At 45.6% G+C, this 17862-nt stretch carries 13 protein-coding genes; 4 read left to right on the plus strand and 9 right to left on the minus strand.

The genetic code is table 11. From position 1 onward, the window contains the following. Window positions 1-32: 32 nt before the first annotated feature. The 4 genes from AC0WRU_RS23960 to AC0WRU_RS23975 form a co-directional block, all read right to left on the minus strand. Window positions 33-989 (minus strand): polysaccharide deacetylase family protein, encoded by a 957-nt coding sequence (locus AC0WRU_RS23960; RefSeq protein WP_476126590.1) that lies wholly within the window; start codon window positions 987-989, stop codon window positions 33-35. A 195-nt stretch (window positions 990-1184) separates the two neighbouring features. Next, on the minus strand, window positions 1185-3143 hold the full coding sequence (locus tag AC0WRU_RS23965; RefSeq protein WP_476126591.1) for an acyltransferase family protein: 1959 nt from the start codon (window positions 3141-3143) through the stop codon (window positions 1185-1187). Window positions 3144-3414: 271 nt separating this feature from the next. After that, window positions 3415-4764, minus strand: coding sequence for a sodium-dependent transporter (locus AC0WRU_RS23970; RefSeq protein WP_025683841.1), 1350 nt, complete (start codon window positions 4762-4764; stop codon window positions 3415-3417). Window positions 4765-4925: 161 nt separating this feature from the next. Next, window positions 4926-7478 (minus strand): DUF2339 domain-containing protein, encoded by a 2553-nt coding sequence (locus tag AC0WRU_RS23975; protein WP_476126592.1) that lies wholly within the window; start codon window positions 7476-7478, stop codon window positions 4926-4928. An 82-nt stretch (window positions 7479-7560) separates the two neighbouring features. On the opposite strand from AC0WRU_RS23975, the gene AC0WRU_RS23980 reads away from it, so the two are divergent. Continuing rightward, a complete protein-coding gene (locus AC0WRU_RS23980) occupies window positions 7561-7695 on the plus strand; it encodes a hypothetical protein (RefSeq protein ID WP_476126593.1) in 135 nt (44 codons plus the stop codon). 869 nt (window positions 7696-8564) lie between these two features. Here the strand turns inward: AC0WRU_RS23980 and ltrA are convergent. The 4 genes from ltrA to AC0WRU_RS24000 form a co-directional block, all read right to left on the minus strand. Then, complete coding sequence (gene ltrA / locus AC0WRU_RS23985; protein ID WP_476125132.1) at window positions 8565-9956, minus strand: group II intron reverse transcriptase/maturase; 1392 nt, start codon at window positions 9954-9956, stop codon at window positions 8565-8567. Between the two features lie 463 nt (window positions 9957-10419). Then, entirely contained in the window at window positions 10420-11151 is a 732-nt protein-coding gene (locus tag AC0WRU_RS23990; protein ID WP_476126594.1) for a hypothetical protein, read from the minus strand. Window positions 11152-11764: 613 nt separating this feature from the next. Further along, window positions 11765-11944 carry a Spo0E family sporulation regulatory protein-aspartic acid phosphatase gene (locus AC0WRU_RS23995; protein ID WP_476126595.1) on the minus strand — a complete coding sequence of 60 codons (180 nt, stop codon included), beginning with the start codon at window positions 11942-11944 and terminating at the stop codon, window positions 11765-11767. Window positions 11945-12173: 229 nt separating this feature from the next. Then, window positions 12174-13559 (minus strand): helix-turn-helix domain-containing protein, encoded by a 1386-nt coding sequence (locus AC0WRU_RS24000; RefSeq protein ID WP_476126596.1) that lies wholly within the window; start codon window positions 13557-13559, stop codon window positions 12174-12176. Window positions 13560-13693: 134 nt separating this feature from the next. Between AC0WRU_RS24000 and AC0WRU_RS24005 the strand changes: the two genes are divergently transcribed. The 3 genes from AC0WRU_RS24005 (at window position 13694) to serS (ending at window position 16208) form a co-directional block, all read left to right on the plus strand. Beyond that, window positions 13694-14125, plus strand: coding sequence for an AbrB/MazE/SpoVT family DNA-binding domain-containing protein (locus tag AC0WRU_RS24005; RefSeq protein WP_025684661.1), 432 nt, complete (start codon window positions 13694-13696; stop codon window positions 14123-14125). A gap of 35 nt (window positions 14126-14160) precedes the next feature. Continuing rightward, window positions 14161-14610, plus strand: coding sequence for an AbrB/MazE/SpoVT family DNA-binding domain-containing protein (locus AC0WRU_RS24010; RefSeq protein WP_025684660.1), 450 nt, complete (start codon window positions 14161-14163; stop codon window positions 14608-14610). A gap of 296 nt (window positions 14611-14906) precedes the next feature. Next, complete coding sequence (serS, locus tag AC0WRU_RS24015; protein WP_476126597.1) at window positions 14907-16208, plus strand: serine--tRNA ligase; 1302 nt, start codon at window positions 14907-14909, stop codon at window positions 16206-16208. 103 nt (window positions 16209-16311) lie between these two features. Here serS and hmpA read toward each other — a convergent pair whose 3' ends face one another. Continuing rightward, window positions 16312-17541: an NO-inducible flavohemoprotein gene (hmpA, locus tag AC0WRU_RS24020; protein ID WP_476126598.1), complete on the minus strand. Its 1230-nt coding sequence runs from the start codon at window positions 17539-17541 to the stop codon at window positions 16312-16314. Between the last annotated feature and the right edge of the window lie 321 nt (window positions 17542-17862).

The raw sequence follows: 17862 nt of genomic DNA on the forward strand, positions 1-17862 counted from the left end.
ATACAAGCAAAATGGAGCAAATAAACATATATTCACTTCATAATCTTAAATTCATATCCCTGCTTTTTTAAATATTCTATGATTGTCGGCAAGGCTTTTGCTGTTTCTTCCTTACCATAGGTATCATGCATTAGTATTACGGCTTTTTCTCGACCCTTAACAGTCTTTATGAATTGGTTTATGAGTCCGTTCGCTTTCTTGGATGGTCCCTCTGCGTCTTTAGTTAACACATTCCAGTCCACTTGGTGGTAATCCTTTTTTAGTAAAGCTGCATCTAATGCGGCCATACCCTTGGGATCGTTTTTCTTCCATGTCATATGACCTCCGGGGAATCGGATCGCTCTTGTCGAGAAATCCGGACCCAGAATACTTTTTAAGGTTTGGTTGTTCTTTTCAATATCCTGCATGACGTTGTTCGTACTTACAGCCTTGTGAGGATATAAATACTTATAGTTGTGTGAATACGTATGGTTCCCTATAGCGTGACCTTCTGCAACAATTCTTTTGATGATGTTCTTCGTATGTTCATTCTCATCTGCTTCCTTTCCTACGACAAAAAAGGTTGCCTTAACCTTCTGTTTTTTAAGAATATCTAATATTTTAGGTGTCACGGTTACGGATGGCCCATCATCAAAAGATAAATAAGCTACTTTTTTACCGTCAGCTCCATCAGGCATCTGCCCCAGCATTTGTTGGTTTAAATATTTTTCAACAAAGGCCACGTCTTCCACTCCGGCATCATTTTTATGTGAAGCTGCTTTACCATTCGATTCGGCAGTCGGTTTACCTGTTGATTTGGCATTGGATACGGTATTTGTTTTTTTAACTTGCTCCATTGTTTGGGCCGGTGATTTGCTATCTGAAACCTTTAGCACAATGAGCGTAATACAACCGATCACAAATAATAAAATAGCAATGAATATTATTCTTCTTTTGTTCCTCTTCATGCGGTGCTCTCTTGTCCTGCTATGTGTGTAACTCTTTTCCATTAGCTTATGTACCCCCACCACAATAATATTTCCCGAAATTAGGCATATTCGTATAGGTAACCTTACCATAAATAAGTAGAATGAAAATTGAAAAATTGTAGCCAAATAGCAAAGAATTGTTACACTTTAGGCTAGCTCAATAAAATAAAAAGGAGCCGTGATATTTGCGCATCACAGCTACCTGACGATTGCTATTTAAGATTGCTTCGTCAAAGCCTGAGCCAACAAAGATGCATAGGCTTTGGCGCCTTTGGGCTTCAAATGAACTCCGTCATGTTCAAAATACGAGTTTTTGCCAGAGCTGGCTCCGTACCAGTCGATCATCGTAATCCGTGCATCTTGGGCTGCCGCTTCGGCAAGATGCCTGTTTACGATACTCTCCCACGGCCGAGGCACACGGGTATTCACGAGGATAATACGCTTCGCATCCTTCAAACTGGCGAGTAAATCGGTCAATTGATCCTTGGTAAAAGCCCCGTTTGTGCCCAGCTCAATAATGACTGTCTTCCCCAGTTGTCCGTTCTGTCTCAACTGCTCGAGCACGGCAGGCGCTTCCGCCATCTGTCGTCCGATGCGCCCGTCTACAACCGCGCCTGGAAAAGCTTGCTGAATGTACGTCTGCACATCCAACATGACAGAATCCCCAATCGCGGTCACACCTGAGCCATCATCTGCTTTGGACGTAGCTTGTTGGGTCGAAGTATCCGACTGAACCTTAGTCCCATCCGTAGTGCCAGCTTTAGTCTCCGTATTCTTTGGCGTTCCGGCTAGAGCCTGGACCTTAGCTTCGTCCTGCACATTGTTGCCCCCGGATACTTGCAGCTTGGCTTTCGGCTCCTTCGAAGCCACGGATACGGTCCCATGAAGCGGCGGCATCGCCTTCGTCTTCCCGCTTGGATTCTCTTCATTCGCCGCTGCTGCCTGCGTGGTTGCGTCAGTAGACGCCACGTACAGGTGAACGGTGCCTGCAAGAACTCCTATAAAAAGCATAGATGCTGCGGTTGCAGGCATCCACCTCCACCGTGCCTGTCTGCGAACCGCTGTACGGATTCCTGCAACCCAGCGACGGAAACCTCCGTGACGGATCGGTTCCTCGATATATTTAAAGGAGAAGGAAGCCAGCAGTACCGTTGCTAATAGTTGTAAAATGATTCGCAGCACATGCACACCCTCGGTATCCACCTGCGGTGTCGTCAGGGTGATAACCGGAACATGCCACAGGTATAGCCCGTAGGAACGGGCACCGATCCAGCGCAGCGGCTTGAGTCCAAGCAGCTTCCCCAAATGGCTCACCGGATGCGCTAACACTGCGACCACAATAGCAGTGACCAAAGCTATGCCCAGTAAGCCACCCCGATACAAAGAAGGGTCATATTCATTTGAGGCCCATGCCCAGTGACACAGCAGTAGCAAGCTTACAGCCCCGATGCCATCCAACAGCAACCGTGCCTTGTCAGACGCTTGCCCTTTCAGCTTGCTACTGGGCCATACCAAGGCAAGCGCGGCACCGATCAGCAAGGCGAATCCACGCGTATCCGTGCCATAATACACCCGGCTCGGATCAGTTCCCGGCACGTAAATCACTGCCATCAGCAGCGCAGAGATCAACGCCAGGCAAGTTACCCAGCCTGCGAGCACAATACGCTTGGGCATGTATTTCAGCCCAATCGCCAGTGGTAATGGCCATAGGATATAGAATTGTTCCTCCACCGCCAGCGACCACAAATGTCCGAGCGGCGAAGGTGGACCAAAGCTTTCAAAATACGATACCTGATGAAAAATAAACCACCAGTTGCTCATATATACCAATGCAGCAGGCACATCTCCGCGCAAGGCTACAAGCCGTGACGGATCGAAAAGCAACGAGCACAGGACAATAACAGCTACAACCATCAGCATAGCAGGCAGCAGCCTTCTGGCCCGACGCAACCAGAAATCTTTCATTTTGAAACTATGATATGTATCCCACTGACTTACCATAATATCCGTGATTAAATACCCCGACAACGTAAAAAAAACACCTACACCCAACAAGCCTCCCGACAACCAATCCGGATTCAGATGATATACAATGACAGCGATAACCGCTAATGCTCTTAATCCGTCCAGACCCGGCATATACCGACGTTGTGATGGCAACGGATTAGACTTCATTTCAGCCGCCATCCTTCATGCAAATTCAAGCTCCCTGTCTGTTTCAATGCTCTTCTGCCCTTTCCCTCTCCTGCACATCGTTTTGTGCGATGCTTTGTACCCCTTTTGTTCATTATATAAAACTTCGTAATCGTAATGATTTCATTGAAGTTAAAATTAATGACAATGTTTTTATTATATCACTCCTTTCCACAGTTAGGTAACTACTGATACATATACAAAAAAAGGCATCTCTTCCCTTAGGAAGAAATGCCTTTTTATTGATTTGAGCTTAAAATTTAATGATGCCTGAGGTATGCAGGAATACCAACAACATCAGGATTGGTGCAATATACCGAAGGCCGAACAACCATATGCGGAACCAGAAGGGTTTGAGATTCGCATGTTCAGCCGCAGTCTTCCAGTAATAACCTGTGAATATAACAATCAACAAGCCGCCTAACGGTAAGAAGATGTTGGACGCTGTGAAGTCGACGAAATCAAAGAATGATTTATCTCCCACTTTTAATTCCGGCACCAGTCCCATGGACAATGCAGAAGGGATGCCCAGCAACAGGCACAGGATCGATACGACGATAACCGAGCGAACCCGGCTCAAACGAAACCGCTCCATAACATAGGCTACGGGTACTTCCAGCAAAGATACCATAGAACCTAACGCAGCAACCGCCAGCAGTACGAAGAACAAACCGCCGAAGAAAGCGCCGAAAGGCATGGCAGAGAACGCAGCAGGTAAAGCAATGAAAACCAGAGATGGTCCTTGGGCCGGGTTAATCCCGAAAGAGAAGGTTGTAGGGAAAATAATCATACCAGCGATAAACGCATAGATTAAATCCCCGCCACCAACTGCCAGCATGGCTCCACCCAGCGATTGACGGCGATCCACGTACGCACCGTACGTGATCATAATCCCCATCCCCAGTGAGAGTGAGAAGAAGGCATGTCCCAAAGCAACCAATGCAGACTCTACACTTAGCTTAGAAAAGTCGGGATTCAGAAAGAAGGATACGCCCGCACCAGAGCCTGGCAGCATGAGAGCGTTAATCATTAACACGAGCAACAGGATGACCTTGGCAGGAATCAGAATTTTATTGAACTTTTCAATCCCGTTCGATACCCCAAGAGTAACCACGACTGCCGTAAATGCAAAAACAATTAACAGCCAAACCAACGGCGCATAGCCGGAAGAAAAGGAAGCGAACTGTCCAGCAAAATCATTATTCGAAAACAGATTTCCGCTAAATGCCTCTACAGCATAATGCAGTGTCCAGCCTCCTACAATGGCGTAGAACGATAAAATAACAAACGGCACGATAACAAACACGATGCTCATCTTGCCCCAAATCGGATGACCGCCTACTTTTACCATTGCAGAAGCAGCACTTCCTCGACCTGCACGACCAAGCGCAAGCTCTGCTAAAAGTACAGGTAAACCAACAAGCAACAGGCAGACAATAAACAACAAGAAAAATGCAGCTCCGCCATATTGACCAGTAATATACGGAAATTTCCAGATGTTACCCAGTCCTGCCGCACTCCCGATCGCTGCCAATATGAACCCGGCTGACGAGAAGCGTTCATTTTTATCGTTCAGGCTATTCTGCCCCTTGCTCAAATTCATTATATCCCCCTCATTCTCTCTACTTCCGCATAAACATTAGCATGCGTACATGAATAATTTTTACTCATTATAGCGTAAGTAGGATGTAAGGTCATGCAATTATTTCACTATCTTCGAATTTATTTTCAAAATGTTGTTTATCTACACAATACAACAAAAACCTACAATTTTTCTTCTGCTTCCTTCTTGATTAGAGTCTCTCCCATGCGGTTAGATACTTTTTGGTAAATATACGAAATCGCCAACAATACCACACCAAAAGAGAAGTAAGCTACGATCGTGCTTCCTGTCGTTAACAGATGCAGGTCATACAGCAGCAGCTTACCTGTCGATAGCAAAGTTAATCCCAGACCAAATCTGCGAATATAGACAACCCGTTTGCGAAAACCGTAGACAATATACAGAATCGCCAGCAACAGATACACCAAACTAAATACAAGCCCGGCATCCTCCAGACGGAATTGAACTCCGAGGAAAGCGGTAATCACGCCCAGCAAATATACGCCCATGATGACCGGATACAGCTCTGTGCTTCGATAATGTCGGGTCATCAGCGCGTTCAGGAAATCCCTGCTGCTGAAAAATACCAGGACATTGAAAGCAACCAGCACCACCAACGCCACATAATCGGCAGCCGTATTTTGCGCATAGTTGTCATGCAAGGTTGGAATGGCCACGGTAACTAGCAGCCCCAACGCATAGCCGATGACATACAGCGCCAAGCTGTAGTATTTAATCACTTGATCATACAGCAGCTTCACTTTAGGCAAGGAGTAAGCCAAAACCAGCGATACACAGGTGTACAGCAGCGCTTTGTAAAAGGAATAGTGTGTGAATCCTTCGGGTACGACGATGTTATACCAATGCCCGGCCTCATACAGCAAATAACCATACACGTTCACCAGTGTCACATATTTAAAACCCTGCATGATACGCATTTCGTACAAACGATTGCTTTTGAAAGCATCCGGGCGGCTAAATTGAATCGCATAAAAGACGGTAACGATCAGCATACCCAGCGTAATGAGCGTATATTTAAGCCCAAAATAGTCCGTCTCAAATCCGGACAGCAGATATATAGGAAAATCGACGAAAAAGAAAGCGCCCAGACACAGTAATAAAATGCCCCAGCCAGCCCGCTCCAATTCCTTCAATCGATAACGGTTGCCATACAACGTCAGGAGAACGGCCTCGATTAGCCAGCCCATCGACAGCCATTTGACTCCAAACTGGAACGGAATCATCAGAATGGCGAAGGTCAGGGAGGTAGCATAAAATAACACCTTCGTCTGTTTCTCTTCCGGAATATATCGGCTGACCCATTGCGCCAAGCCTCCGTATACCAGGCAAAAGACGAGTGCCAGCAAGCCTTTGTAATCATCCAGGCCCGCATCGTCGAACAGAGAGTACAGCACGGCACAGCTTACGACTGTATTCAGAGCCAGCAGGGAGAAGTCCAGCCAGGATAGCTTTTCTTTCAATTGGAACGGCACCCATAGCGTCATCCCGAGGTACATTGCAAATGTAATGACTGCATACAACATGCTTGCAGCCGTGCTATCCGACAGCCACACCAGTACAAGCATCAGAGGCGTATTCAGCAGAAAACTGATATATTGCACGACGACCCAGCGTTTGCGGAAGGATACGAGCAGAATCAGCAGGTTCAGCAGGAACAGGTAGCCCATGGCGATGTAAACCGCGTTCCCTTCCAGCCCGTTGGCCGCCATATAGGAAAACAGCGGGAGATATCCCCCTACCAATCCAAAAGAACAAATCGTTCGGGATTCATACCTTAACGACAACAGCACAGCGGTCACCGTCACCAGCACGGATAGGCCAATGCCTGTATACATTCCTATAATTTCGAGTAAAAAGTAGCTGTAAAAAATCGACCCGTACAGCACCGAAATACCGCCGCCCAATATCCCGAGCGCAAAGGTCTGCTTCTGTTTGCGGTACAACCACTCGCCGCCACCCAGCATCAGCGCTCCTAACAGAAAGAAGGCTACGCCCTTCATATTTCCTGTAAACCAGTTGGAGTATGAATATTTAAAGGCAGCTCCTACACCTAAAATAATGAGCAAAATCCCCAGCTTGTTGATCCAGTTCAAGCCCAGCTTCATTTCGAACTGATTCTGCTTCATGCGCTTCTGCATCGTTTCTTCGCTGATCTCTTCTTCTTGGAGCTGGTCCAGCCCGTTCGCCGTATGATGAAGCAAGTTTTGCTCAGCCTCTTGGAAGCGTCGGCGTTGCTCCATGATCCGCTCACGGATTTCCTCCGAGAACTGCCGCAATCTGGCGACGATCTCTTCCTGATCCTCTTTAAGCACATGAGTGCTTTGCTGAATAAGCTGGTCTACACGATTTTTAGCCCCGTACTCAAAGGCAGTCAATCGGTTCGTCCCTTCTGCTATTCTGGAAGCAAAATAGGTTTCCAGCTTCTCACGCGAGATACGGATCATATTGGCCTTCTCACTCAGCATTTGCTCCGTCAGCGCCGTGCGTAGCTGTCCATTTTCCTGCTCGATATGTTGTACCCGCTCTTCCAGACGGATACAGCGTGCTTGAACCTCCTCGAATTTCTTCCGTAGCACTTCATTCTCCAGAATGACATCCGAGGCTTCATAGTCGGCAATTAACGTCTGATATTCCTTAAGCAGCTTGTTCTGCTCTTGGCGGATCGTATGTAAACGATCTTTCAAATCCTTCATGTTTCCCTCCATCACTCTCCATTTTGGTAATCATTACATTTTACATGAAATTAAAAAAGCATTATAGAGACTATAGCCCATTTTGAACTTGGATAAAGCCTACTCCCTTCCTTCGCAAAAACGAAACCCGGATTATATTTTTATCAGGGAAGACTACACGAAAAAAACGGCAACGGGCTTGAAGGAGCTGGAGACGAATCCAGTATGGAAGGGCTAAAGGCTGTCCGATCAATTTAGGTCGTACCGCGAAATCAGAAAGTTGCCACCTTGATCACAGATACTTAATGAAATTTCCATTTATAGTCGTATATTTACATTATAATATGATATACGTCCTGTTCCGCAGGATTTAACGATGCTTTTTACTTATTCCCACTAATCTTAATCTTTGTTTGTATTTATTTTTATTAGAAGGATCATGATGAAAAAAAGTAAGTCATCCAAAGAAATAAAGTAGAGTGTATAGTTCAGATTTATCTAAGCGTTCTAGATTTCCACAAAAAAAGGAAGAACCCCGTAGGATTCTTCCTTTCACAGTTGCAAGGTTCCATCTTTTTTCTTGTAGATGATCCTCTCTTGCGTTTCCTCATCTGTTGACTGACCATAAACTACTTCATTTTGACTGAAGTTTTTTTACAAACAATCCATCCTTCGTTTTGATTCTGTCAGGATGATTGAGAGGGTCAGTAGGTGTGAGGACTATTGATAATCTCCAAAAGTTGATGTGTGTAACCTTTTGGATTATAATAATCATGTTTATATTTTTTGGACATATTTCAAAATATTATAAAGGAGGATGAACAAACAATGTATAGGGCTGTGATAGGAACAATATTTTGTTTTATATCTGCTATATTGTATTCTTCTTACTTTCTTAGTGCATCAATTATAGGAGCCGGAACGTTAAATCCTAATTATAATGTAACGTTTGATTCTTTAAAGTTTTTTGCCGTAATAGCTTTGATTATTGGAGTAGCTTACTTAGCTGTAAGTGAATATGAATATTTATCGAGTAGGAGGGGGCGGTAAACCCCCGTCCTCTCACACCACCGTACATGCGGGTCCGCATACGGCGGTTCCAAAAGGTTAACCAAGCTCCAGATAACGTGAAAGCAAACTTTTCAGCCCTTTCTCTTTCCAATAGGAAGTAGGAAGGGCATTATTGGTATTCCGGGACATTTCCCATGCGCCTCGCCTCGAGTTAGCCATCTTGAAACATGCCCACTCTGGAACCCCAAGTGCCCGGAGTTCACGGATTCGTGTGCGTACTCGTTTCCATTGCTTCCACAGGCACATTCGTAGTCTTCTCCGAATCCACTGGTCCAGTTTTTGGAGGTGCGTCTTCACCGAAGCTAGACGGAAATAACCGAGCCAACCCAACAGATAGCGGTTCAATCGGCGAATCCGTTCTTCCATGGAAATGGACCATGTTCGATTTGTCAGCTCTCGAATCCTCTCTTTACATGCGTTGAGGCTCTTCGGTGCTATTCGAATCGTCGCCTGCTTCTGACTCAGGAAACTGAACCCTAAGAACTTCCGGTGCCAGGGTCTGGCTACCGCGCTCTTTTCCCCATTCACTTTTAGCTTTAGCTTTCCTTCTACAAACCGACTTACCGATTCCATCACACGTTCGCCTGCTCGCTTACTCGCCACAAAGATATTGCAGTCGTCCGCATAGCGCACAAACCGCAGGCCACGTTCCGTCAATTCTTTATCCAAATCGTCCAGTAGAATGTTGGCCAATAGCGGACTAAGCGGGCCGCCTTGTGGCGTTCCTTCCCGGCTACGCTCCAGCTTTCCGTCCACCATGACTCCGGCGTTCAGATAGGCACGAATCAGCATCAACACTCTTTTGTCCGTCACTTTCCGCGCCACCCTTCCCATCAACATGTCATGATTCATCTGGTCAAAGAACTTTTCCAGATCTAGATCCACGACCCAGCGAAGTCCACTTTGGATATATCTTTGCGCTTGTTTCACCGCGTCATGTGCACTTTTCCCCGGGCGAAAGCCGTAGCTATACCAGGAAAATTGCGCGTCAAAGATCGGGTTCATCCCTTGTAAAAGCGCCTGCTGGAGAAATCGGTCCATTACGGTCGGGATGCCTAAAAGCCGTACACCGCCTCCGGGTTTGGGAATTTCCACCCGTTTGACTGGCGCAGGCCTGTACGTTCCCGTCAGAAGTTCAGTTTTCACCCTTGCCCAGTGCGTATTCAGGTAAACTTGTAGATTGGCTACCGTTACACCGTCCACACCAGGCGCTCCTCCGTTTTGCACCACTCGTTTGTATGCGAGCCTGAGGTTATCTCCTTCGAGCATTCGTTCCAGCAAGTTGTTCTGGTCTTCGCGAGAGGATAGGGCGACTTGTGCCGACGAAGAACTCAGCGCTCCAGCATACCCTGACGGCTTCACCGCTTCTCTTTGCTGGCAGCTCTCTTGCGAGATATTCGGCTGTCTTTGCTCTTCATGCGAACGCATCGGTTTCCTCTCTCCTTTCGGTTCAGCCCTTCCGTAAGTTGTTGCAACAGCTTACGTACTATGGCTTCTGCTGACTCCTGTCCGTTCAGCGTAGCCTCTCGGCTACGGTTACAAGTTTTTTTTTCTTGCTTATCTGACAGGTCTCCCCAGATAAGAACGCCATCTTTCTGCCCGCGACCACTGGAGTATACCGCGTCAGTCCTTGGCGGCTTTGGATTTCGTCATGTTTAGGTGACTCATCCGACTGACACAGCCTCAAATCCAGTTCGTGTACCTTGGCCCGTGCTTTTGCCTCCAGCTTCCTTCAGATTCCACCTCACGGTGGACACCCTTGCCCTTGGCTAACGGTAGGCGCTCGCCAGCCCCCGTTCAGGACTTTCACCCTAGAGATGACGCCCATGCTGGGCGTACTAAAAAAAAGAAGAAGGCCTAAGCCTTCTTCTTTTACATTATGAATTAATTACTATAGCTTTGTTTCTACTACAGTGATTACACCTTGTACTTTACCACCCGCAAGTTTAACAGGGGTTTTGATGGTAACATTACGGATGCGCTCTAATACCGTATCCACATAATTATAACCAACTAGGTCCCCTGTAACCACTTTATAAAAAGGGGTAAATTGTAGTTTCGCTTGATATCCAGGCTTAACAGTTAGAGAACTAGTATAAGTATAGGTATCACTAGTCGACCAGCCACCTCCTAGCACTTGAGTTATTGCGTCAGACCATTTAACAGAAACGGTCATATTCGCACTCCACGTATAACTTTTTGACCAACCCACCATTTGCGTTATTGTGGTAGTTTTACTTGAATTTTTAATATAGTCAGTTACATCGCTTTTCATAGCTACTTGTAATTGGCTAGGATAATATAAGGACTGAATTAATTTACGCTTAGAAACAAAGTCAAGGCCAGTATCAGCCATTGGGCTAATTCTATTTCCACTATCATAAACTTGAGCTGTGACTGTCTGTGGCTGTTCTTGAGAAAGAAGTTTTTGATACTCATTTAACGAGATTTCTTCCAAACCACTCTCTGTAGTTATGTAGGCTTTAACTACTTTAGGCTGTGAAGTAGCTGACTCACTAACAGCAATATTAGAATTAGTTACCTCAGCATTTGCAACAGATACAACCGGAACAGAAAATAGAGCTAATGATAGAGCAAACATTGCAATACTTTTCTTTTTCATAGATTATTCCTCCAATAATATTATTTTATAGAAACTTTTTTTGCATAGAAAATCACAAAAAAAGCGACTAACAACGCTAATAAACATGTGAGTATGTAATCTTATGTAATCGAGCAAAAAGTAGAGTGAAGGAAATTGCATGTGAAATCACATTATAAATATATTGCATTGTTATTATAATTTTTAATCAATGGTAATTATTTCAATAATAATTATATCACACGATTTCTGTTTTTCTACGCAAATGTTCAATAATCCCCTATAAATGAATCCCCTCTCCTAGATAGCTAACCCTCCAAAGCTTTTAACAAGCTTGAATTGCCATTTCCTTTAGGTCAAAGGATAGATTTTATTGGTCATTGGTTGGTTTTTGAAATTAATATGTGCATTAAATCTTACCTTATCACCCCAAAATTTATTACATTTTATGACATGTTATTGTATTTTTCTTTTAAAAAAGCCATTATATAGAATGATTATACTAGTTAGATGAGAGGAGGAATAGTTTTGCATAAACAGCATCTGTTTTATTTACTTGAACGAAACCAGGCGTCATGCTAAGGCAAGAAAAACAATGTAGGTGATGTAGCTTTGAAAGCATGAGGATGTTGGGTTATATCAGTTGGGTCAGCTTCTTGGCCTGAAACATACGGTTGTACTGATTAATCAGTTCATCCAACAACATAGACTGTTCAAGCACACAGGCATGTCCGAAACCATACTGTTTGTACAGATCATGCAATCGTTGCCGGGCATCTTCCAACTGTTGATTTAACGTTTCATCTGTATTCATAGCGCATTCCCTCCTAATGTATCTCATTTTAGGATGGAATGTGGAAATATGAATGGCTATTTTAGCAATCAAAAATCAGCAAAATATAGCAAAAAAAGACCAGCGGCTAGGCTGGTCAATGGTAAAGAATTTATGCTCGGATCAAGCTGAACCAATGTGTTCTTGCGGTTTGAATGTGCCAAGGGTAGGGTCTTTAGCCTGCACTGGTAGTACCAGTACCAGTACAAAGCTAGCTGCTGCCAAGAGCAAAGCCATCTTTTTGATCATTTTCTTTCCACATTTTTTGAAGTTTTCTTCCTGTTTCAAGAACAGCATTCACACTAAAGCGCTCAAATAATCGTACACAATTTGAAATAATCAGTTGATTATTCATTGTAAGAGCATGTTCCCAAGCAACTAAAAGGCACTCGAAACCATATGAATATCTACCTTTATTCAGGCTGTATTTAGCCATCTTATACCAAAACCGTGCATACTGCTGTGGTAAGAATTGTTGTGTGTACATATCCGTAGATAATACTTCCTGATACGCCGTAATTTGAGGTTCAAAGCGCCGAAGGATATGATCCACATCTATGTTATAGCGATTGGCTGCTTCAATAACGTTTAAGAGTTCTGCAAAAATCTCTTTCTCGCCAGCTATATATTCTACGTAATCCGACAGGACAGTCACATCTCCTGACATCAGCTTGTTCACATACGTATTAATTTTCGCCCAGTGCTGAAATAGACCCAACCAATGGAGCGTGTCCGGGTCACTTTCCTTGACCCAGCTTAGATCAGTATAGCCTTGAAGATGTACTAATGCCTGCTCATGATCTCCCTTGGCATCACAGGCATTAGCACACAGCAGTTCAGCATAAGCTATGTATACAAAAAGCGGCCTACTTAGCTTCTTTTGTGGCTCTTTTCCTTTACGCTTGGAGTTGTGAACCAAATCATATTGAACCTGCCCTAATTGTCCCATCTGCTTTGCATACTTATATACCTTGTCCCACTGGCTCAATGCTCTGTACACATTCGCTAAATCTTTCAGTGCATCCAGTTGGTCGGCTTCATGCAAACGATGGACAAACGATTCGAATTTGGCGGCGGCGTCCATATTGCGATTCTGATCCTTTCCGATCGCAAGGGTGAACAAGCGATATTGGCAGATCGCAAGTCGTTCCGAATGCTGCTGTTTTTCGCCCTCGGCGATATTCTCGTATAGGTAAGCCGCTGCTTCCCGATAATCTTGTTTATAACAATCTTCTGCTAATGCAAAGAGATAAGGAAGATAGCCCAGATTATCCAGCAGCACACTTACTACTTTTTGCAAACAGTCTACGCGCTGAAACTGCACACAGCGGTACAAGAACGGGCTAATTCTTTTCCAGTTCAGCGGTGCATCTATCACACTTTCTTCAATATATCTTTCATAGAAATGGTCTGCTGGTAAATTCATTCCTAACGTAATGCGATCCAATTGGTGCACCGAAATGGTACGATTACCCGTTATAATACCGCTCACCGTACCCGGATTCATGCCAGCAATGTGTCCAAACCCGGTCATGCTCAAGCCTGCTTGTTTTAGGTATCTTTCTAATTCTGCTCTAATCTTGGGTGTGATTTCCATAATAAACCACCCTTTCAGCGTGAACTTTAATATGATAGAAGTTTTGACTACTCCTGATAATACCACCTTTTGGAAGTACAATAAATACTTCTATTTTATTGCTTTTTATCTTGCTAATAGGAGGTTTTTTGGCAATGCCTCATGTAAAAATGACAAAAAAATTAGACCCTACAGGGCGCTTGGTCATTCCCAAGGAAATCCTATATACATGCGATATTTTTCACGGTCATTCTATTGAATTTTTTGCAGATGAAAAGACAGGTACGCTATTACTACAAAGATACTATGGGCAGTCTTGTCATTTTTGTCTCTCTACCGAAGAATTAAGTGGTTTCAAAGGCTTTCTCATATGTAAAAATTGCAACTATATGCTCAAGACCGTATCTATGCGTGTACAAGTCTTTCAACCCAAAGAGATCATGGCCCAACTTCTTTTAGATCTATATGAAAGCCATCCACATGCTACACAACAGCAATATGCTGGCATGTTGGGTATCTCAGAAGCTCGCATAAGCCAGCTCATACAACAAGTGTTCGATCAGGCAAGTGCCCAACTGGAGGAATGAGCTTTGCCAAGACAGATGAAGTAGGAGGGAGCAAGATGAAGAAGAATACAGGTATGACTCGATCTTTAGATTCATTAGGCCGAATCGTTATTCCTAAAGAAATGCGGATGTCTATGGCTATCGATGTTGGCGATCCTTTAGAATTTTATATGGATATCGAAACGGGTTTTGTGAGTATACGAAAGTATATCGGGGTCGCTTGTAACCTATGTAATGCTGACGAAGACCTGACCTATTTTAGGGATTCACTTTTATGTAAAAACTGTATACAAGAGCTAAAAGGAAATATAGGCGTTAGTCGCACTCCTGCTCGAACGGTTAAGAAACCTGCGTATAAAAGAAAGAGAGTCAACCAATCATCACAACGATTAGTCGAGCGTCTAAGAAAAATGGTACATGAACATCCCCATGCCAAGCAGGGCGAATATGCACAATGGCTTGGCGTGTCACAAAGCCGTATATCGCAGCTTAAAAAGTTGTTGTAGCTTGATTAACCTGCCAAAAATCCGTATACTAACAAAAAAGAAAACGACATTACGCCCGTGAAGAGCATCCAACTCGGAGGCGTTTACGCCAAGGAACATACATGAGTGTACGATATGAACATGTATTCCTAAGTGAACCGGAACCGCCCGTTATAGCGGAGCAAAGTGGATTGGAGAGTCATGACATCTGTCATGCTGTCCGGTCAATTTGGGTGGCACCGCGAGATCAGAGCGCTCCTCGTCCCATGTGGATGAGGGCGCTTTTTGTATTTTTATCCGAAAAGGAGTGCGGTGTCATGTTGGATATCAAGTGGATCAGAGAACATCAAGAAGAGATTCAGACAGCAGCAAATGGAAAAGGAATACAGGTCTCGGTTGCAGAGCTGCTCACCCTGGATAACCGGAGAAAGCAGTTGCTTCAGGAAGTGGAGCAACTCCGTCAGACGCGGAATCAATGTAGTCAGGATATTGGCGCACTGATTCATGCCAGAAAGAGCGATCAGGCGGAAGAAGCCAAGCGGCGGGTCAAAGAAATTAACGGACAGTTAGACCGTCTGGAAGCACCGCATCGGGAAGTGGAGGAGCAGTTTCAACAGCTCATGCTTATGGTTCCTAATATCGTTTCGCCAGATACACCACGGGGCAGATCGGATGAGGATAATGTAGAACTGGAGCGGGTCGGGTCGGTCCCGGACTTCGGATTTGAGCCACGCGATCATATGGCGCTCGGTGAGCTTCACAAGCTGATCGACGTCCCTCGAGGTGTCAAAACAGCCGGTACCCGGAACTACTACCTGACTGGAGCGGGGGTCGCGTTGCACCGGGCAGTACAGCAGCTTGCAGTGGACCTGCTGACCGAACGGGGGTTCCAGTTGCTGGACGTTCCACTGATGGTACGTGCGGAGGCGATGCGCAGCACTGGTTTTTTCCCGCTCGGGCTGGATCAGACGTACCGCATCGCCGGAGAGGACCAATGGCTCGTCGGTACTTCGGAGGTTCCGCTGGTCTCGTATTACAGCGGTGAGATCGTGGATGTTACGGACCCGATCCGACTGGCGGCCGTATCAGTGTGCTTCCGCAATGAGGTCGGCTCGGCCGGAAGAGATGTACATGGACTATATCGTGTTCACCAGTTTGCCAAGGTCGAGCAGGTGGTGATCTGTGAAGCCAGTCTGGACGCTTCGGAGCAGATGTTTCAGGAGATTACGCGCAATGCGGAAGATCTGCTTCAACTGCTGGAGCTGCCTTATCGCAAAATGGCCGTCTGTACAGGCGATATGGCGCAAAAAACCTACAAGCAGGTGGATATTGAGACATGGATGCCCAGCCGACAGGCTTACGGCGAAACGCACTCGTCGTCCCAGTTGCTTGATTTTCAGGCGCGTCGATCCAACATCCGGTACCGCAATGCGGACGGCGAACTGCGATATTGTTACACGCTCAATAACACAGCGGTCGCTTCGCCCCGGATTTTGATCCCGTTGCTGGAGCATCACCAGCAAGAAGACGGTTCGATCCGTATTCCAGAGGCTTTACGCCAGTATATGCCGCAGCAAGCAGCGTTTCTGCGACCTCCCGCTCAGGACGGGACGGTCTGAGGATTAACAGCATTTATGTAACACGAGCAGCCAAATAAATATAATCCCCATACGTGATGATCAAAAAAGGCGAAGGAAGCTATCCTTCGCCTTTTTAAACACCTCACTGCGCTTCGGCTTCCCACGCACTGGCAGGGCCAAAAAATTCATAGTGGATATCCGAAGCAGGGATATTCCACTCCTTCAACAGGCCGTATACCGATTGCATGAATCCCTCAGGGCCGCAAAAGTAATACTGTGCGTCACGTTCCGGTATCACAGATTGCAACCAGGCCAGTTCCAAACGGCCTTCCTTGTGAAAAGCCTGCGCCAGCCGATCCTGCTCCGTTGGTCTGCTGTAGCACCACCAAGCTGTAGCTTGTGCATGGGCCCCGACCCGCTTTTCCACCTCATCACGCAAAGCGTGGTTATCACCGTTGACTGCTGCGTGGACAAAGGTGATGGGCCGATCCGGTGCAGATGCCGCCAAGGAAGCCAGCATACTGACCATCGGTGTTAGCCCAACCCCGCCACTGATCAGCACGACAGGTCTGCGATCTACCCGATCCAGTATGAAATCGCCAGCCGGTGCAGATACCTGTAGCACATCGCCTTCCTGCACTCGCTCATGTAGATACACAGATACTTTCCCCGCCGGACGCGACGCCATGGCATCCTCACGCTTCACCGATATCCGATAGTAAGGCTGGCCCGGTGCAGCCGAAAGGCTGTATTGACGGATGTGGGTGTTAGGTTCACCCGGTATATGCGCCTGTAGACTAATGTATTGTCCCGGCTCGAATGCAGGCAGCACCTGTCCATCCTGCGGCACCAGATAAAAGGATGTAATTTGATCGCTTTCCTTGACCTTTTTCTGCACAACAAAGCTCTTAAAGTCTGACCAGCCTCCCTGCTGCTGTTCCGCCTCCTTGTACATTTCAGCTTCCACGTCTATAAATACATTAGCGATCACACCATAGGCCTCAGTCCATGCGGCCATGATCTCGTCTGTAGCCGCTTCACCCAGCACATCCTTGATCGCGGCAAGCAGATATTTTCCGACGATGGGATAATGCTCAGGCTGAATTCCCAAACTGCGATGCTTATGTGAAATCTGCCGCACCACCGGAAGGATTTCCTCCAGACGGTCAATGTACTGTGCAGCCGCATATACAGTATTGGCAAGCGCCCCCTGCTGACGTCCTTGCTTCTGGTTAGCGTGATTAAATATATTCAAAAGTTCAGGATGAGCCTCGAACATCATTTGGTAAAAACGCTTGGTGATCGTAGTTCCATGCACCTCCAAAACAGGTACAGTCGATTTGATCGTTGCAATGATTTGCTCACTTAGCATCTTTGCATCCCTCTTCTCTCTAAAATAAGGTGAACAAAAGGCAAAAGGCGCTTCCATACATGCCACCCTTTGTGCACCACCTAAGTACAGCCAAGTATACCGACGAGAAATCGTCGCCTGTGTGATTGCAGTCACTTTAAATTTGAAATAATTTGTGAACGTGTCAATGACAAAACGCACAATCGTAAACATTTCAGAATATAAGCAATGACCTTTCCGCAAGTAGATAAAAGGGAAACGCCTTTCTAAAAACTTCAATTTATTCCACTTGTAAACGCTTTCAATTAAGATAAAATCGAAGATGAGGTGCCGGACAAGCTG

It is taken from the genome of Paenibacillus sp. 1-8 (assembly GCF_056316205.1).